The 13,937-nt window shown below is 69.3% G+C and carries 12 protein-coding genes; 8 read left to right on the top strand and 4 right to left on the bottom strand.

Annotated features, from left to right (window positions below; translation table 11 throughout):
• The gene (gene rodA / locus IE88_RS0107770) at positions 1-1,149 is read left to right on the top strand and encodes a rod shape-determining protein RodA (RefSeq protein WP_031552542.1); all 1,149 of its coding nucleotides are present in this window, start codon (positions 1-3) and stop codon (positions 1,147-1,149) included.
• Positions 1,150-1,192: 43 nt separating this feature from the next.
• Here the strand turns inward: rodA and IE88_RS0107765 are convergent, their stop codons facing one another.
• Entirely contained in the window at positions 1,193-1,546 is a 354-nt protein-coding gene (locus IE88_RS0107765) for an Hpt domain-containing protein (protein WP_031552540.1), read from the bottom strand.
• Positions 1,547-1,689: 143 nt separating this feature from the next.
• Between IE88_RS0107765 and IE88_RS0107760 the strand changes: the two genes are divergently transcribed.
• On the top strand, positions 1,690-3,255 hold the full coding sequence (locus IE88_RS0107760) for a sodium-dependent transporter (protein WP_051881657.1): 1,566 nt from the start codon (positions 1,690-1,692) through the stop codon (positions 3,253-3,255).
• A gap of 16 nt (positions 3,256-3,271) precedes the next feature.
• Here the strand turns inward: IE88_RS0107760 and pip are convergent, their stop codons facing one another.
• Positions 3,272-4,225, bottom strand: coding sequence for a prolyl aminopeptidase (pip, locus tag IE88_RS0107755; RefSeq protein WP_031552536.1), 954 nt, complete (start codon positions 4,223-4,225; stop codon positions 3,272-3,274).
• A gap of 199 nt (positions 4,226-4,424) precedes the next feature.
• Here pip and IE88_RS0107750 point away from each other — a divergent pair, with 199 nt between their 5' ends.
• Positions 4,425-5,051 (top strand): plant Invertase/pectin methylesterase inhibitor family protein, encoded by a 627-nt coding sequence (locus IE88_RS0107750; RefSeq protein ID WP_031552535.1) that lies wholly within the window; start codon positions 4,425-4,427, stop codon positions 5,049-5,051.
• A gap of 102 nt (positions 5,052-5,153) precedes the next feature.
• On the top strand, positions 5,154-6,338 hold the full coding sequence (locus tag IE88_RS16470; protein ID WP_036766828.1) for an MFS transporter: 1,185 nt from the start codon (positions 5,154-5,156) through the stop codon (positions 6,336-6,338).
• On the opposite strand, the gene IE88_RS0107740 is transcribed toward IE88_RS16470, so the two are convergent.
• Positions 6,328-8,595 carry an adenylate/guanylate cyclase domain-containing protein gene (locus tag IE88_RS0107740; protein WP_081871516.1) on the bottom strand — a complete coding sequence of 756 codons (2,268 nt, stop codon included), beginning with the start codon at positions 8,593-8,595 and terminating at the stop codon, positions 6,328-6,330. The two genes, IE88_RS16470 and IE88_RS0107740, sit on opposite strands and share 11 nt — an antisense overlap.
• Before the next feature lie 175 nt (positions 8,596-8,770).
• Here IE88_RS0107740 and IE88_RS0107735 point away from each other — a divergent pair, with 175 nt between their 5' ends.
• The 4 genes from IE88_RS0107735 to IE88_RS0107720 are packed head-to-tail and all read left to right on the top strand — an operon-like array spanning position 8,771 to position 12,422.
• Positions 8,771-9,919, top strand: coding sequence for an MlaE family ABC transporter permease (locus tag IE88_RS0107735; protein ID WP_051881655.1), 1,149 nt, complete (start codon positions 8,771-8,773; stop codon positions 9,917-9,919).
• Positions 9,916-10,746, top strand: a complete 831-nt coding sequence (locus tag IE88_RS0107730) for an ABC transporter ATP-binding protein (protein WP_051881653.1) — start codon at positions 9,916-9,918, stop codon at positions 10,744-10,746. The genes IE88_RS0107735 and IE88_RS0107730 overlap by 4 nt, the downstream gene beginning before the upstream one ends.
• A 21-nt stretch (positions 10,747-10,767) precedes the next feature.
• Positions 10,768-11,703 (top strand): MlaD family protein, encoded by a 936-nt coding sequence (locus IE88_RS0107725; protein WP_031552524.1) that lies wholly within the window; start codon positions 10,768-10,770, stop codon positions 11,701-11,703.
• A gap of 53 nt (positions 11,704-11,756) precedes the next feature.
• Positions 11,757-12,422, top strand: a complete 666-nt coding sequence (locus tag IE88_RS0107720) for an ABC-type transport auxiliary lipoprotein family protein (RefSeq protein WP_031552521.1) — start codon at positions 11,757-11,759, stop codon at positions 12,420-12,422.
• Between the two features lie 7 nt (positions 12,423-12,429).
• On the opposite strand, the gene IE88_RS0107715 is transcribed toward IE88_RS0107720, so the two are convergent.
• Positions 12,430-13,914: a coiled-coil domain-containing protein gene (locus IE88_RS0107715; protein ID WP_156032487.1), complete on the bottom strand. Its 1,485-nt coding sequence runs from the start codon at positions 13,912-13,914 to the stop codon at positions 12,430-12,432.
• Positions 13,915-13,937 lie beyond the last annotated feature (23 nt).

Raw genomic sequence — 13,937 nt, 5'->3', positions numbered from 1 at the left:
ATGTCCTCGATCGCGCTGCCCGAACGCCGCCTCGCCCTGCGCGACCGGCTGATGCGCCTGAACTGGCTGCTCCTGGCGCTGCTCTGCGTGATCGCGGGCATCGGCGTGATCACGCTCTACTCGGTCGCGGACGGGTCCTGGTCGCCCTATGCCTCGCGGCACATCATCCGCTTCACCTTCGCGCTCATCGTCCTGATCGGGATCGGGATGACACCTCTGCGCTTCTGGCTGTCCATGGCCTATCCCGCCTATTTCGGCGCGCTCGCCCTCTTGCTGCTGGTCGCGGTCGTCGGCGAGACGAATATGGGCGCCCAGCGCTGGATCGCGATCGGCGGCTTCCAGCTCCAGCCATCGGAGGTGATGAAGGTCGCCCTCGTCCTCGCGCTGGCCCGCTATTATCACGGGCTCGAATTCAAGCGCGTCTCGACCTTGCTGGGGCTCATCCCGCCCCTCGCCATGATCGGCGTGCCGACCGGGCTCATCTTCCTTCAGCCCGACCTCGGCACGGCGATCCTGACCGCTGCGAGCGGGTTTTCCGTCGTGCTGCTGGCGGGCCTGTCCTGGCGCTGGGTCGTGCTCGGCATGATCGCGGGCTTCGCGGGCGTGGTGACGGCGATCCAGACGGGCCTTCTCAAGGCCTATCAGATCGCCCGGGTGACGGCCTTCCTCGACCCCGACGCTGATCCCCTCGGCGCCAACTACCACCCCAACCAGTCCAAGATCGCGATCGGATCGGGCGGTGTCGACGGCAAGGGCTACATGGAGGGCACGCAGAGCCAGCTCGGCTTCCTTCCCGAGATGCACACAGACTTCATCTTCACGATCTTCGGGGAAGAGTTCGGGCTGATCGGCACGCTCGGCCTTCTGGGCCTCTATTTCGGGACTTTCCTCGTCGCGATGGGCATCGCCATGCGGGCCAAGTCGCATTTCGGTCGGCTTCTCACCATGGGGATCGCGCTGACCTTCATCATGTATGTGCTGATCAATACGGGCATGGTGATGGGGCTGGCCCCGGTGGTCGGCGTGCCGCTGCCGCTCGTGTCCTATGGCGGCACGGTGATGCTGTCGATGATGGGCGGCTTCGGCCTGGTGATGTCGACCTGGATCTACCGCAATCAGGACACGCTGAGGACGAGCAGCTTCCGCTGAGCGGGCGGGAGGAGGCGGCCTCCGGGCCGAATAGCGGTCCGGTTCAGCCGATCGAGGACATCAGAGTATCGAAGGCCGCCTTGGTCTCGGCGATCTCCCGCGGCAGCTTCTCGAAGGCCGAGAGCGCGGCATCCATCTCGCCGCCCTTCGCGCTGAGCTCGATATCTTTGGCGGTCGAGGCGACCTGCGTCGCGCCGAGATTGGCGGCCGACCCCTTGAGGGCGTGGGCCGCCTTGCCGGCGCTGTCGGTGTCGCGGTCCTTCAGGGCCGCGCCCAGCTGCGCCACCAGCTCGTCATTCGAGGTCCAGAAGGCGGCGAGGATCGGCTCCACCGCCTCCTTGCCCGCGGATTCGGCGAGCACGCGCAGCTGCTCTTCTTCGATCGTATCTTCGGACATTCCGTTCATTCCTCGTGCCTCCGGCGCACGCACCCACCACGCACGGGTCCTCTATGGCAACATCGTCATGCTCTGCTAGGAGGCGTTAAGGAACGGCTAAGAATCGCCGGGCAGGGCATCGGGCTCAAAGCAGGGGCAGCATCATGGCAACAGTCGCAGCGGACAATCAGGAGCATTGGTCGGGCAAGGCCGCGTTCATCTTCGCCGCTGTCGGCTCGGCCGTGGGCCTCGGCAATCTCTGGCGCTTTCCCTATCAGGCCGGCGAGAACGGAGGCGGGGCCTTCGTCATCGTCTATGTCCTCTGCGTGCTGGCGATCGGATTGCCGGTCCTGGCCGCCGAACTCTTCCTCGGACGCCGCGGCGGCGGCTCGGCCGTGGCCGCGATCCGGCGCCTCGCCAATGCCGAGGGCACGAGCGGCGCCTGGACCGTCTTCGCCTGGGTCGGGATGCTCGCCAGCTTCCTGATCGTCACCTTCTATTCGGTGATCGCCGGCTGGGTTCTGTATTTCGCGCTGGTCATGGTGGGCGACCTGTTCAGCGGCATGGGCGATCAGGGCATCGCGGCGCTCACCGGCGGCGCCTTCTACGGCGTCGAGCAGGCCGAGATCGAGGGGCAGCTCGGCGAGCTGACCCGCTCGCCCTGGACGATGATCCTCTTCCACGCGATCTTCATGGGCCTGACGACCTGGATCGTCAGCCGCGGCATCAAGGGCGGCATCGAGGCGGCCGTGAAGATCCTGATGCCGGCCTTCTTCGTGCTGCTCGTGCTCCTGTCGATCTTCGCCATGATCCGCGGCGATGCGGGCGCGGCCTTCGCTTTCCTCTTCCAGCCCGATTTCGAGACGCTGGTGGAACGCTTCGCGGACGGCTCGATCCTCCTCTCGGCGATCGGCCAGGCCTTCTTCTCGCTGAGCCTCGGCTCCGCCCTGATGATCACCTACGGCCTCTATATCGGACGGGACCAGAGCATTCCCGAATCGGCCAGCATCGTCGCCGTTTCCGACACCGCCGTCGCGCTCATCGCCGGCCTCGCGATCTTCCCGATCGTGTTCCAGTTCGGGCTCACGCCGGGCGCCGGTCCGGGGCTGATGTTCGGGACGCTGCCGCTCGGCTTCAGCCAGATGCCCTTCGGCTCGATCTTCGGGATCGCCTTCTTCCTGATGGCGTTCTTCGCGGCGCTGACCTCCTCGATCTCGCTGCTCGAAGTCGCGACGGCCTGGGCCGACGGAGACGTCGATCTCAGCCCCGAAGAGCGCAAGCACAAGCGCCGCATCGGCGCGCTGGTCCTCGGCCTGATCGCATTCGTGATCGGAGTGGCGCACGCCCTGTCCGTGGTGCCGGCGAGCGAAGGGAACTTCTTCTTCAACACATGGCATCCCGCCGACGGCCTGCCGCTCTTCGAGGGCGACACGCTGCTCGACTTCACCGACAAGCTGACCGGCTCCGTGCTCCTGCCCTTTGGCGGGCTCATGACGGCGCTCTTCGCGGGCTGGGCCGTCAGCAGCACGGCGAGCCGCGAGGAGCTCGGGTTCTCTTCGGATGGCTGGTACCGCGCCTGGCGCTTCCTCGTCCGCTGGGTCTGCCCGATCCTCGTCGGCCTGGTTCTGGTCTGGGGCGCGTTCGTCTCGCCGATCATCGCGGCCCGTCAGGCGCCCGCGCAGTCCGAGGCCGCCGACGTGATCGAGGAGATGGCGCGGCCGCAGGGCTGAGGCCAGCCGGCGGCGCTCAGCCGCCGGCGAAACGGTCCGTCGCCGTCACCAGCGCCGACACGATGCCCGGTTCCGAGGCGGCATGCCCGGCATCGGGCACCGTGATCAGCCGTCCGCCGGGCCAGGCCTTCTCGAGCTGCCAGGCCGTGCGCATGGGCGTGACGACGTCATAGCGGCCCTGAACGATGACCCCCGGCGTCGCGCCGAGCTTGGGTGCGTTTTCGAGCAGCCAGTCATCGGTCTCGAAGAAGCCGCCATGGCGGAAATAGTGGTTCTCGATACGCGCGAAGGCGAGCGCGAACTGCTCTCCGGCGAAGCTCGCCATCCGCTCGGGGGAGGCGAGGAGAGAGACGGTGGTGCCTTCCCAGACGGACCAGGCCCGCGCCGCCTCGAGCTGGGCGGCGGGGTCGTCGCCGAGAAGGCGCGCCGCATAGGCCTCGATCATGTCGTCCCGCTCGGCCTGCGGGATCGGGGCGCAGAACGCGTCCCAGGCATCGGGGAAGAGCCAGTTCGCGCCCTCCTGGTAGAACCAGTCCAGTTCCGAGCGGCGAAGGGTGAAGATGCCGCGCAGGACGAGTTCGGTCACGCGGTCGGGATGGGTCAGCGCATAGGCGAGGCACAGGGTCGAGCCCCAGGACCCTCCGAAGACCTGCCAGCGCTCGATGCCGAGATGTTCGCGCAGCGCCTCCATGTCCTCGATCAGGTGCCAGGTCGTATTCTCGCGCAGCTCGGCATGGGGCGCCGATCGGCCGCAGCCGCGCTGGTCGAAGAGAACGATGCGATAGCGCTGCGGATCGAAATAGCGCCGCATGGAGGGCGTCGACCCCCCGCCGGGCCCGCCATGGCAGACGACGACCGGCTTGCCCGCAGGATTGCCGGACACCTCGTAGTAGATTTCGTGAAGCGCCGAGACGCGCAGGCGTCCCCGCTCGGCAGGATCGATAGCGGGGTAGAGCGTGCGTCTGGTCATGATCTCCGAGCCGGCCCGGCGAGAAGGGCATTTATGGTGTCGAAGGTTCGTGATATTGACACAAACTGGTTTGCGAAACCCCAATCTTTCGGGCGCAGTCACGGCCACTGGCCGGCGTCCGGGAGGGAGCGGCCGGTTGGGCGAAACGTTCGAGGGCAGGAACGGAGCTATGAGAGCAGGCGCTTCCCTTTTCGGATTGATGAGTGGGCTCGTCCTTCTGCTCGCGCTGCCCGGCTGCGCCAGCGTGAAGGTCTCGATCCCGGGGCTGAGCGCCAAGACCGAGGATCCGCTGGAGGCCCGGCACACCGAGAGGATGGCGCTGGTCGAAGCGACCGAAGCCCTCGATGCCCGCGCGCCCAAGGCGCGGAGCCGGAGCGAGACGCTCAGTCGGCTCCTGCTCGGCGATTACGGCGCCGCGGCCCAGAAGGACGCCGAAGCCTATGTCGCGGCGCTCGGCGAGACGCCGGCCGAGGCGCTGCCCGCGGTCATGCGCGACGTCGATGCGGCGCTCGAAGAGGCGCGGCGCGTCGCGCGCGCCGGCCTGTCGGCGAGCGAGGCGCTGACGCCCATCCCCGCTGATATCAGCCTCCTCGAAGGCGCGATCACGGATGTCGGGCGCTGCCGCTCGCTCTATGCCGACGCGCTCGACACGCTGCGCGAGGCCGGCGCTCCGGTCGCGAAGGACGACATCCGGCAGGTCAAGGCCGCCTTCTCGCAGACCATGGCCGATATCGGCAATGCCGCGGACCGGGTGGCCGAGCGGCTGAAGGAACCCGCCGCTCCGCAGCTCGCAGGACAGGGCGGACGCGGCGACGCCGCCTATTGAGCCTCGCAGAGCTGCGGGCCCGCTCTTTCCGGAACGGATCGCGGACGCTAGCGCAGCGCGGGCCGGCATCGTGCGGCCGGCTGGCAGAATAGACGGCGTTCCATGACTTCCGCTCAATCCTTCGGCGCGATCTATGCCGCGCTGTTCCTCTTTCTCGGCGTGCAGCTGCCCTTCCTGCCGGGCTGGCTCGACGCCCGCGGCTTCGATGCGGCCGCGATCGGCCTTCTGTCGGGCGGGGCGCTGGTCCTCCGCCTGCTCCTCGCCCCGGCGCTCGCCTACCGGGCGGAAAGCGCGAGAGATCCGCGCACGCCCCTGCGCCTCGTGGCGCTCGGGCTGTTCCTCAGCGCGATCCTCCTCCTGTTCGACGTGCCGCCGAGCGTGATCGCGATGGATGCGATCCTCCTCCTCTTCCTCTTCGGCCTCGCCATGCCGCTGATCGATGCGGGCGTGCTGCGCGCGGACAGGGCGGGCAAGCTCGTCTATGGCCGCACGCGCGGCATCGGCTCGGCCGCCTTCATCGTCGCCAATCTCGCGGGCGGCGCGGTGATCACGGCGGGCGGCGACGGGGCGGTGATCGTCTGGCTGGCCTCCACCGGCCTCCTCCTCTTCCTCAGCACGCTCATGCTGCCGCCGGCGCCGCAGCCGGCGGAGGGGCGGGAGCGGCCCAATCTGAAGGAGGCGGGCCGGCTCTTCCGGTCGCGCAGCTTCCTCCTCATGCTGTTCGCCTCCGGGCTCTGCCAGGGCAGCCATGCGGTCTACTACACCTTCTCCGAGCTGCACTGGTCGGCCCTTGGCTATTCGAGCCTGCTGATCGGCGTCCTCTGGACGGTCGGGGTGCTGGTCGAGATCGTGGTCCTCCTGCGGGGCAGGGCGCTGCTGACGCGCATCGACCCGGCCATGCTGATCGCGCTCGGCTGCCTCGGCGCGGTCCTGCGCTGGCCGCTGACGGGGTTGTCGCCGCCTCTGCCGGTCCTCTTCCTTCTCCAGGTCGGGCACGCCCTGACCTTCACCGCGACCTATCTCGGCACGATCGAGTTCGTCGGCCGCGCCGTGCCCGAGACCTATCAGTCCACCGCCATGACCGTCATCTCGACCCTGGGCATAGGCGCGATGACAGGGGGCGCGGCCATGCTGGCCGGACAGATCTTCGAGCCCGAAGCGCCCTTCCTCGCCTATCTCGGCATGGGCGGCATGGGCGCGGTGGGGCTCGGCCTGGCGCTGGCGCTGCGGGCGCGGTGGGATGGCACCACCGCGCCGCGCCTCGCCGCGCAGGCCGCTAAAGGATGATCGTCTCGGCCGCGTCCCAGCGGCCGTGATCGGGGCTCGCCTCTTCGGCCCTCGCCCGCGCGATCCGCTCCTCGAAGAGGTCGACATAGGCATCGGGCACGCCCGGCGTCGCGCGCAGGCGCTGGAGCTGCAGGGTCGCCCCCTTCAGGTCGCCCGCCTTCCAGGTCAGCAGAAGCTCTCGCTGCGTGTCCGCGAGCGTGCGGAAGGCCTTCGAGGCCTTGAGGAAGGGATTGCCGACGAGGCCGTAGACGCCTCTCGGCTCGCCGTCTTCGCCGAGGCGGACGAGATCGAGGTCCAGGAAGGCGTAATGGTGCCGGAGCGCGTCATGCACCACGTCGTCCGTCACGATCGAGGGCCCGTAGAGGGAGGAGCGCGCCCGCAGCCGCGTCGCCAGCGCGACCGTGTCCCCGATCACCGAATAGCGGTTCCGCGCGCCCATCCCGACGGGCCCGGCGAAGCAGGGGCCCGAGGCGAGGCCGATCTCGATCGTGCTCTCGGCGAAGCCTTCATCGGTTCCCGCCCCGCCGGCCAGGGCCGAAGCCTGGATGTTGTCGGCGAGCTGGTTGACGTCGTCGATCATCCTGAGCGCGCAGGCGCAGGCGTGCTCGACATGGGCATCCGAGGCTTCGGGCACGTTCCAATAAGCGAGGAGCTGCCCGTTCTCACCGAAATCGACGGTGCCGGAATGGGCGAGGATGGTTCGGCGCAGCGCATCGTTCGCCGAGGCGGTGAAGCGGATATAGTCATCGGGACGCCCCTCGAAGCGGCGCACGACCTCCTTGGGAAGCCTCAGCGCGGCGGACAGGACCGTGACTTCCCGCCGGGCGCCGCGCAGGAGGCGGGCGCCCTTCCGCGATTGCAGCTTCTCCATCGTGGCCGCCGGAAGCGCGCCGTGGAACGCGCCGCGCACCGCATCGTCGCGCACGAGCATGTTGCCGAGGACCATTGCAAGAATGCCGAGCTGGCCTCCCGCCATCGCGAAGACAGCCGGCAGGGGATCGAGCAGCAGGCTGTTCGACGTAAAGGCGAAATAGGCTCCGGCGAGGCACAGGACCGAGAAGAACGCGCTGAAGACCACCGCCAGCGCCGGACGCAGGAACAGGGCGGCCGCGACGGCGAGCGCGCCCAGGAGAAGCGCGAGAAGCGCTTCGGCCGCGCCCGCCCAGACCGGCCGGACGGGCGCCGCGCCGAGCGAGGCCTGCTCGGCCAGGAGGGCGTGCACGCGCGCAAGCCCCATCGGGCCGCGCGCGGTCTGCACGGTCGCATCCGGCGTGACCGACTGGCCGATGAAGACGATGCGGTCCTCGAGGGGCTGGGTCCAGCGGTCGCCGCCGGTCACGACCCGCCAGGCCGGAACGGTGGGCACGTCGGTGTCCGCGGGAAGCCACAGGCGCAGATCGCCGCGCGGCCCGAGCGGCAGGACGGCATCTTCGGCGGCCAGCGCCCTGACCGGGCTGCCCCCGACGCGCAGCCGATTGCGGGCGGGCGCGGCGCGAAGCGGCGTCTCGGCGGCGAGCGGCGCCAGCCCCGCCGAGGCCGCCGGAGCGCCGTTGACCGCCCAGAGGAGCGGCGTTCTGCGGACGACGCCGTCCGGGTCGGCAGGAAGGCCGATGACGGCGGGGATGCCCGCGCCTTCGAGAGCGGGCGTGAAGGCGCCGACCGGCCGCGCCGCGGGCAGAGCGAGATAGCCGGAGGCGTCCTCTCCGGCGATTTCGAGCCATTCCGCAGCCGCCGCATCGGTTCGGGTCCAGGATGGCGCCGCATCCGTGCCTGGCACCGAGGCCGAGACGCCGAGCGCCGTCGGCAGGCCGGTCGCAGAGGCGGCGAGGGCGAGGTCATTGCCCGGAAGCTCCGCCAGGACGCGGGCTGCCTCGTCCTCGCCTCGGGCCTCGTCGAGCCAGTACCGTCCGATGACCTCGGGCGAGAGGGGGTCGGGGCCTTCGGTCGGCACGGCGACCACGGCGGCCCGCGCGCCGGCTTCCTCGGCGGCCGTGACGAGCTCGGCCAGGGCGGTCCGCGGCCAGGGCCAGGGGCCGAGCCGCGCCACGCTCTCCTCGTCGATCTCGATGATGGCGACGTCCCGGCGGTCCATGGCGGGGCGCGGTTCGAGCCGCGCGAAGAGGTCGAAGAGCGCCTCGCGCGGCTGCTGGCCGGGCGCGCGGGCCGTCGTGACCGCCAGGGCGGCGATCAGGACGATGAGGACAGCTGGCGCGATCAGCAGAAGGCGCAAACGCTGCTGCAACCGTTGTTCGATCAAGGCGAACCCCTAAGTGACTCTGGGAGCGGCGACGGACGGTGGTCGCGACGGACGGCGAAGCGTCGTTCGACCATGCCGGATCGGGGCCCCGTTTCAAGTGTTCATGGCCCGTTCAGCTTCCTATGGCACGGTGAATGCTGAGTTAGCGCCGCAAAGAAGAGTGTCTCCAACCCGTATGGCCAAAGCCAGCTTCGAAGCCTTGCAGGACGGCCCCGTGCAGCGCCTCATCGCGCGCGGCGCCTGGACGCTGGAAGGCGGCCTGGTGAGCATTGACGGCGACCTGCGGCGCTTCGTGCAAAAGCGCGGCGGCGCCGGCGGCCTGCGCATTGATCTCTCCGGTGTGGAAAAACTCGACACCTCCGGGGCCATGGTGCTGCAGCGCACGATGCGCGACTGCGGCAAGCAGGCCGAGAGGGACGACCTCCTGGAGGGGTTCGATGGCGCCGACGCGCAGGCGCAGGCGCTGCTGAAGCAGGCGGGCAGCCACCTCAAGCCCTGCGATCTCGGCGGGGACGGGCGGGTTTCCTTCATGCTCGTCCTCGAGCGTCTCGGCAGGACCACCGTGTCGGCGGGGGCGGAGGCGCTCAACATCCTCAGCTTCGTCGGCGCCGTGGTGGCGCGGCTCGGGGGCACCATCGCCCGGCCCTCGCGCTTCCGGCCGACGCCCATGGTCCACCACATGGAGGAGGCCGGTCTCGACGCGACGCTGATCGTCGGCCTCATGTCCTTCCTGATCGGGGCGGTCGTCGCCTTCATGGGCGCGACGGTGCTCGCCGCCTTCGGCGCGGAGGTCTTCGCCGTCGAACTGGTGGGCATCTCGGTCCTGCGGGAATTCGGCGTGCTCCTCACCGCCATCCTCATCGCCGGCCGTTCGGGCAGCGCCTTCACCGCGGCCATCGGGTCGATGAAGCTGCGCGAGGAGATCGACGCGATGCAGGTGATGGGCATCAATCCGCTCGACGCCCTCGTCATCCCGCGCACGCTGGCGCTGGTTCTCGTCATGCCCGTGCTGGCCTTCCTCGCGGCCTTTCTGGGCATGCTCGGCGGCGGGCTGGCCGGCTGGGCCGTGCTCGACATCCCGCCGGTCCTCTGGGTCAACCGGACCCAGGAGATCGTCACCGTCAGCAATCTCTTCGTCGGCCTGGTCAAGGCGCCGTTCTTCGCCTTCGTCATCGCGGTGGTCGGCTCCTATCACGGCATGATGGTTGAAAGCTCCGCGGAGGAGCTCGGCCGCCGCACGACCACGGCGGTCGTCCAGTCGCTCTTCCTCGTCATCCTGATCGATGCGCTGTTCGCCATGTTCTTCCTGGAGCTCGACATATGAGCAGCGTCCCCATCGCGCCCCCGACGCCGAACCGCGATCCGGTCATCCGGGTGCGCGGCCTCGTCAATCGCTTCGGCGACTTCACGGTGCACGAGAATCTCGATCTTGACGTGTTCCGGGGCGAGATCCTCGGCATTGTCGGCGGGTCGGGCACGGGCAAGTCCGTTCTCCTGCGCACGATCGTCGGCCTGCGGAAGCCGCAGGCGGGGCGCATCGAGATGCTGCATCACGACATGACCGACCTCAGCGAGGAAGAGCGTGCCGAACTGAACCAGGATATCGGCCTTCTGTTCCAGGACGGGGCACTCTTCTCCTCCATGACGGTCGCCCAGAACGTGATGGCGCCGCTCCGCGAGCACCTGAAGATCTCGGACCGTCTGGCCGAGGAGGTCGCGGCGATGAAGATCTCGCTCGCCGGCCTGCCGCCCTCGGCCGGCGCGAAATATCCATCCGAGCTGTCCGGCGGCATGCGCAAGCGGGCCGCGCTCGCACGGGCGCTGGCGCTCGATCCGCAGATCGTCTTCCTCGACGAGCCGACGGCCGGTCTCGACCCCGTCGGCGCGCATCAGTTCGACGAGCTGGTGGTCAGCCTCCGGGACAGTCTCGGCCTGACCGTGTTCATGGTGACGCACGACCTCGACAGCCTGCATCACGATTGCGACCGCATCGCGGTTCTCGCGGAGAAGAAAGTCATCACGGTGGGTACGCCGGACGAGGTGCGCCGGACGGACCATCCGTGGATTCAGGAATATTTCGGCGGCCCGCGCGGCCGCGCCGCCCTGGCCTCGACGGAGGGCGCTGCCGGCACCGCCCGGCAGCATGCCTGACACGAGAAAGGAGACCCGACCGTGGAAACACGTGCCCATTACGTCCTGATCGGCAGCTTCATGCTGGGCGGGATCATCCTCGCCCTTCTGTTCACGCTCTGGCTCGGCAGCGTCGAGCGGGAGTTCGACGAGTACGACGTCGTCTTCGACGAGAGCGTGTCGGGCCTGCAGGTCGGTGCCGCGGTGCAGTTCAACGGCATCGTCGTGGGCGAGGTGAGCGATCTGCGCCTGGCGCCCAACGACCCCAGCCGCGTAATCGCACGCATCCGCCTCGATGACGGCACGCCGGTCAAGGTGAACACGCGCGCGCAGCTCGATCTCGTCGGCGTGACCGGCCTCGCCCTGATCCAGCTCGTCGGCGGGACGGCGGATGCGCCGCTGATCAAAGATGTCAGCCGCCGCCGCGTGCCGATCATCGAGGGAGAGGCGGCGGGCATCGCCGCGGCCATCGCTTCGGCCGGCGACATCTTCCAGAATGTCAGCTCCATCCTGAACCAGGACAACGCCGCCACCATCGGACGCATCCTCGACGACATCGAGGCGCTGACCGACGTGCTCGCCGACAATGAGGGCGAGATCCAGCAGATCGTCGAGAATGTCGCCGTCACCACCGCCGTCGTGCGCCGCAATGCGGAGAAGCTCGACCAGACGGTGGACGGCATCAATTCCATCGTCGCCAGCACCGGAACACTGGTCGAGGAAGACATCGCCGGCACGCTGCGCGAGATCGAAAGCGCCGCGCAGAGCGCGAACGTGCTCGTCGCGGACATCCAGGACATCGTCGACGAGAACCGCCCGGCCATCGACGCCTTCGCGCAGCAGGGCCTCGGCTCGGCCGTCGGCGTCATCGCGCGGGCGGGCCGGCTGGTGAGCACCGCCGAGAGCGTGCTGCTCGAGATCGACCGCGACCCGGCGCGCTTCCTTCTCGGCGAGGGACGGCCGACCACGGCCGACTGAGGCGCAGCGGACGGATCAACGGACACGGACGGCGGAAGGCCGGGAGGACGGACATGAAGACAATCGGGATATTGAGCGCGAGCTTCGCGGCGCTGGGCCTGTCGGCCTGCGTCTCCCTGCTGCCGGAGGGAGGCGACCTGTCGCCGCGCCTCACGCTCGATGCCGGGGCGCCGCGGCCTGCGGCGAGCGACATGCTGCCCGTCACCCTCGCCGTGGCGGATCCGCGGTCCGAGGCGATCTTCAACACCTCGAACGTGGCGGTCCTGACGAGCCCGCTGCAATATGAATATCTCGCCGAGGCGGAGTGGACCGACCGGGCGCCGCTCCTGCTCGGCCGCTTTCTCGAGCGCCGCTTCGAGAATACCGGCCTGTTCGGCGGGGTGGGGGACCGCGTGGCGATCCCCGTTTCCGACTACACGCTCCAGACCGATATCCGCGCGCTCAATCTCGACCGCACCGGCGGGCAGAGGCGTGCGGTCGTCGCCTATGGCGCCCGCCTGCTCGACCGGCGCGGCAATACGCTCGGCAGCCGGGTCTTCCAGGCCGAACAGCCCGTCGACGGCGCCGGCAATGCGGCAGCGGTCCTCGCGCTCAACACGGCAGCGCAGCGGGCAGCCGACGAGACCATCGCCTGGAGCGAGCCGCTGGTCCGCCAGGATCTGCGGAACCGCGAGGCGAACCCGCGCTCGCGCGGGCGGGCGGACTCCCTCTCGGACTGAGCGGGCCTCAGTCCTTGCGGTCGAAATGGCCCAGCGCCGTGCCGACCATCACGTAGAGGCGTCCGAGGGGCGCCTTGAGATATTCCGCCATGGCTTCGTCGCCGTCCGGACCGGCCGATAGCGGCTCCAGGAGGGTGTCGAAGTCGGAGAGGAAGTCGCGGACCGCCGCATCGAAGACGGCATTGCGCCCGGCTTCGGTGGCAACGCGCTGACGCAGGTCTTCGGGCTCCTCCGCGACGAGCTGCCGAACGAAGAGCATGCGCTCGCCCTTCTCGAAGCGCGCGAGCTCGTCGCTGGCGGGGCCGCCATAGAGCTGCGTCCTGATCGTCAGCGAGAAGCGCTGCATGGCGTCGATGAGGTCGTCCGCCCCGGCCTTCCTGCCGCCATCCGTAATCCGCGCAGGCGCGGGATCGGTGTGCAGGCTCTTCTCGACGTTCGACAGGATCTCGCGCCAGGCCCGGCCTTTCGGTTCGGGCGCCTTCTTGGGTGCGATGCGGGTCAGGCGGGACGTCTGGTCGGTGATCGCCTTGGCCAGGCGGTCGGCGCGGCGCCGCTGATCGCGGATCAGGGCCTCGAGGCGCGCGGACTGATCCTGAAGCTCCGACTGGGCGCGGGCCAGGATGGCGGCATTGTCCTCGATCTTGGAGGCGGCGTCGTTCTGCTGGTCGGCGGTGCTCTTGAGGGCGTCGCTGCGCTCGGCCATGGCGGAAGCGAGCGTCTCGAAGCGCTCGGCGGAGCGCGAGGAGACTTCCTCCAGCCGCCCGATCTGCCCGTCGAGCCCTTCTTCGGCCGCCATGATGCGGCCATGGACGTCCTCTTGCTGCGTCCGGCTCGCCTGCGTGCGTTCGGCGATCTTGGCGGCGAAGGCTTCGGCCTCGCGGTTCATCTCTTCGGTCAGGTTCATCAGCGCGCGGCGCTCCGCCTCGAGCCGCTCGGTGCTCTTCACCGCGCCCGTCTCGATCGCGACGCCGGCGCTATCGATCGCCTTGACCTGCGCCCTGATCAGGCTTTCCGCCCGGGCGAGGCGTTCGAGCGCCGTGTCGATGTCGTCGTTCAGCTGCGAGACCTCGCGGCGGACGGTGGTGCCGCGCGGGCCGAAGCCGCCCGCGAATTCCGTGGCGGCGAGGCGCAGGCGCTCGGCGCTGTCCTCCAGCCGCAGGCCCATGGACAGGGCGAAGCCCGCGCCCAGGATGAGGGACGCCGTCGTCAGCGCCAGAAGAAGCACGTCGAACGAATAGCCGAGCCGGAAGGAGAACGTGCCCGTGGCTGCCGCCTCGGCCCACATCGTGCCGACGGGCCAGGCGACGAGCCAGACGAGCAGGAGGCCGCCCGCCAGCAGCTTCGTCGCCCGCCAGGCCTGAGCGGCAGGCAGGGCCGCGCTTTCGGCTTCGGGAGCGGCGGAAGCGGGCTGCGGCGAAGCTTCGTTCCCCTCACCCGGCTCTGTCGGAAGCTTGACCACGACCGGATCCTGCTCTGTATCTTGCGCTGACATGATCACTCGGCACTCCCTCCGGC

Source organism: Parvularcula oceani (assembly GCF_000733125.1).
Taxonomy (GTDB): domain Bacteria; phylum Pseudomonadota; class Alphaproteobacteria; order Caulobacterales; family Parvularculaceae; genus Parvularcula; species Parvularcula oceani.
Note: the sequence above shows the minus strand (reverse complement) of the source record. Positions and strands in the feature narration are given on the sequence as shown.

Bases quoted from the DNA above. Each gene is read 5' to 3' on its own strand.
- IE88_RS0107760 (WP_051881657.1), top strand. From the start codon at position 1,690: ATGGCAACAGTCGCAGCGGACAATCAGGAGCATTGGTCGGGCAAGGCC.
- pip (WP_031552536.1), bottom strand. From the start codon at position 4,225: ATGACCAGACGCACGCTCTACCCCGCTATCGATCCTGCCGAGCGGGGA.
- IE88_RS0107735 (WP_051881655.1), top strand. From the start codon at position 8,771: ATGGCCAAAGCCAGCTTCGAAGCCTTGCAGGACGGCCCCGTGCAGCGC.
- IE88_RS0107720 (WP_031552521.1), top strand. From the start codon at position 11,757: ATGAAGACAATCGGGATATTGAGCGCGAGCTTCGCGGCGCTGGGCCTG.
- IE88_RS16470 (WP_036766828.1), top strand. From the start codon at position 5,154: ATGACTTCCGCTCAATCCTTCGGCGCGATCTATGCCGCGCTGTTCCTC.
- IE88_RS0107765 (WP_031552540.1), bottom strand. From the start codon at position 1,546: ATGTCCGAAGATACGATCGAAGAAGAGCAGCTGCGCGTGCTCGCCGAA.
- IE88_RS0107750 (WP_031552535.1), top strand. From the start codon at position 4,425: ATGAGTGGGCTCGTCCTTCTGCTCGCGCTGCCCGGCTGCGCCAGCGTG.
- IE88_RS0107715 (WP_156032487.1), bottom strand. From the start codon at position 13,914: ATGTCAGCGCAAGATACAGAGCAGGATCCGGTCGTGGTCAAGCTTCCG.
- IE88_RS0107730 (WP_051881653.1), top strand. From the start codon at position 9,916: ATGAGCAGCGTCCCCATCGCGCCCCCGACGCCGAACCGCGATCCGGTC.
- rodA (WP_031552542.1), top strand. From the start codon at position 1: ATGTCCTCGATCGCGCTGCCCGAACGCCGCCTCGCCCTGCGCGACCGG.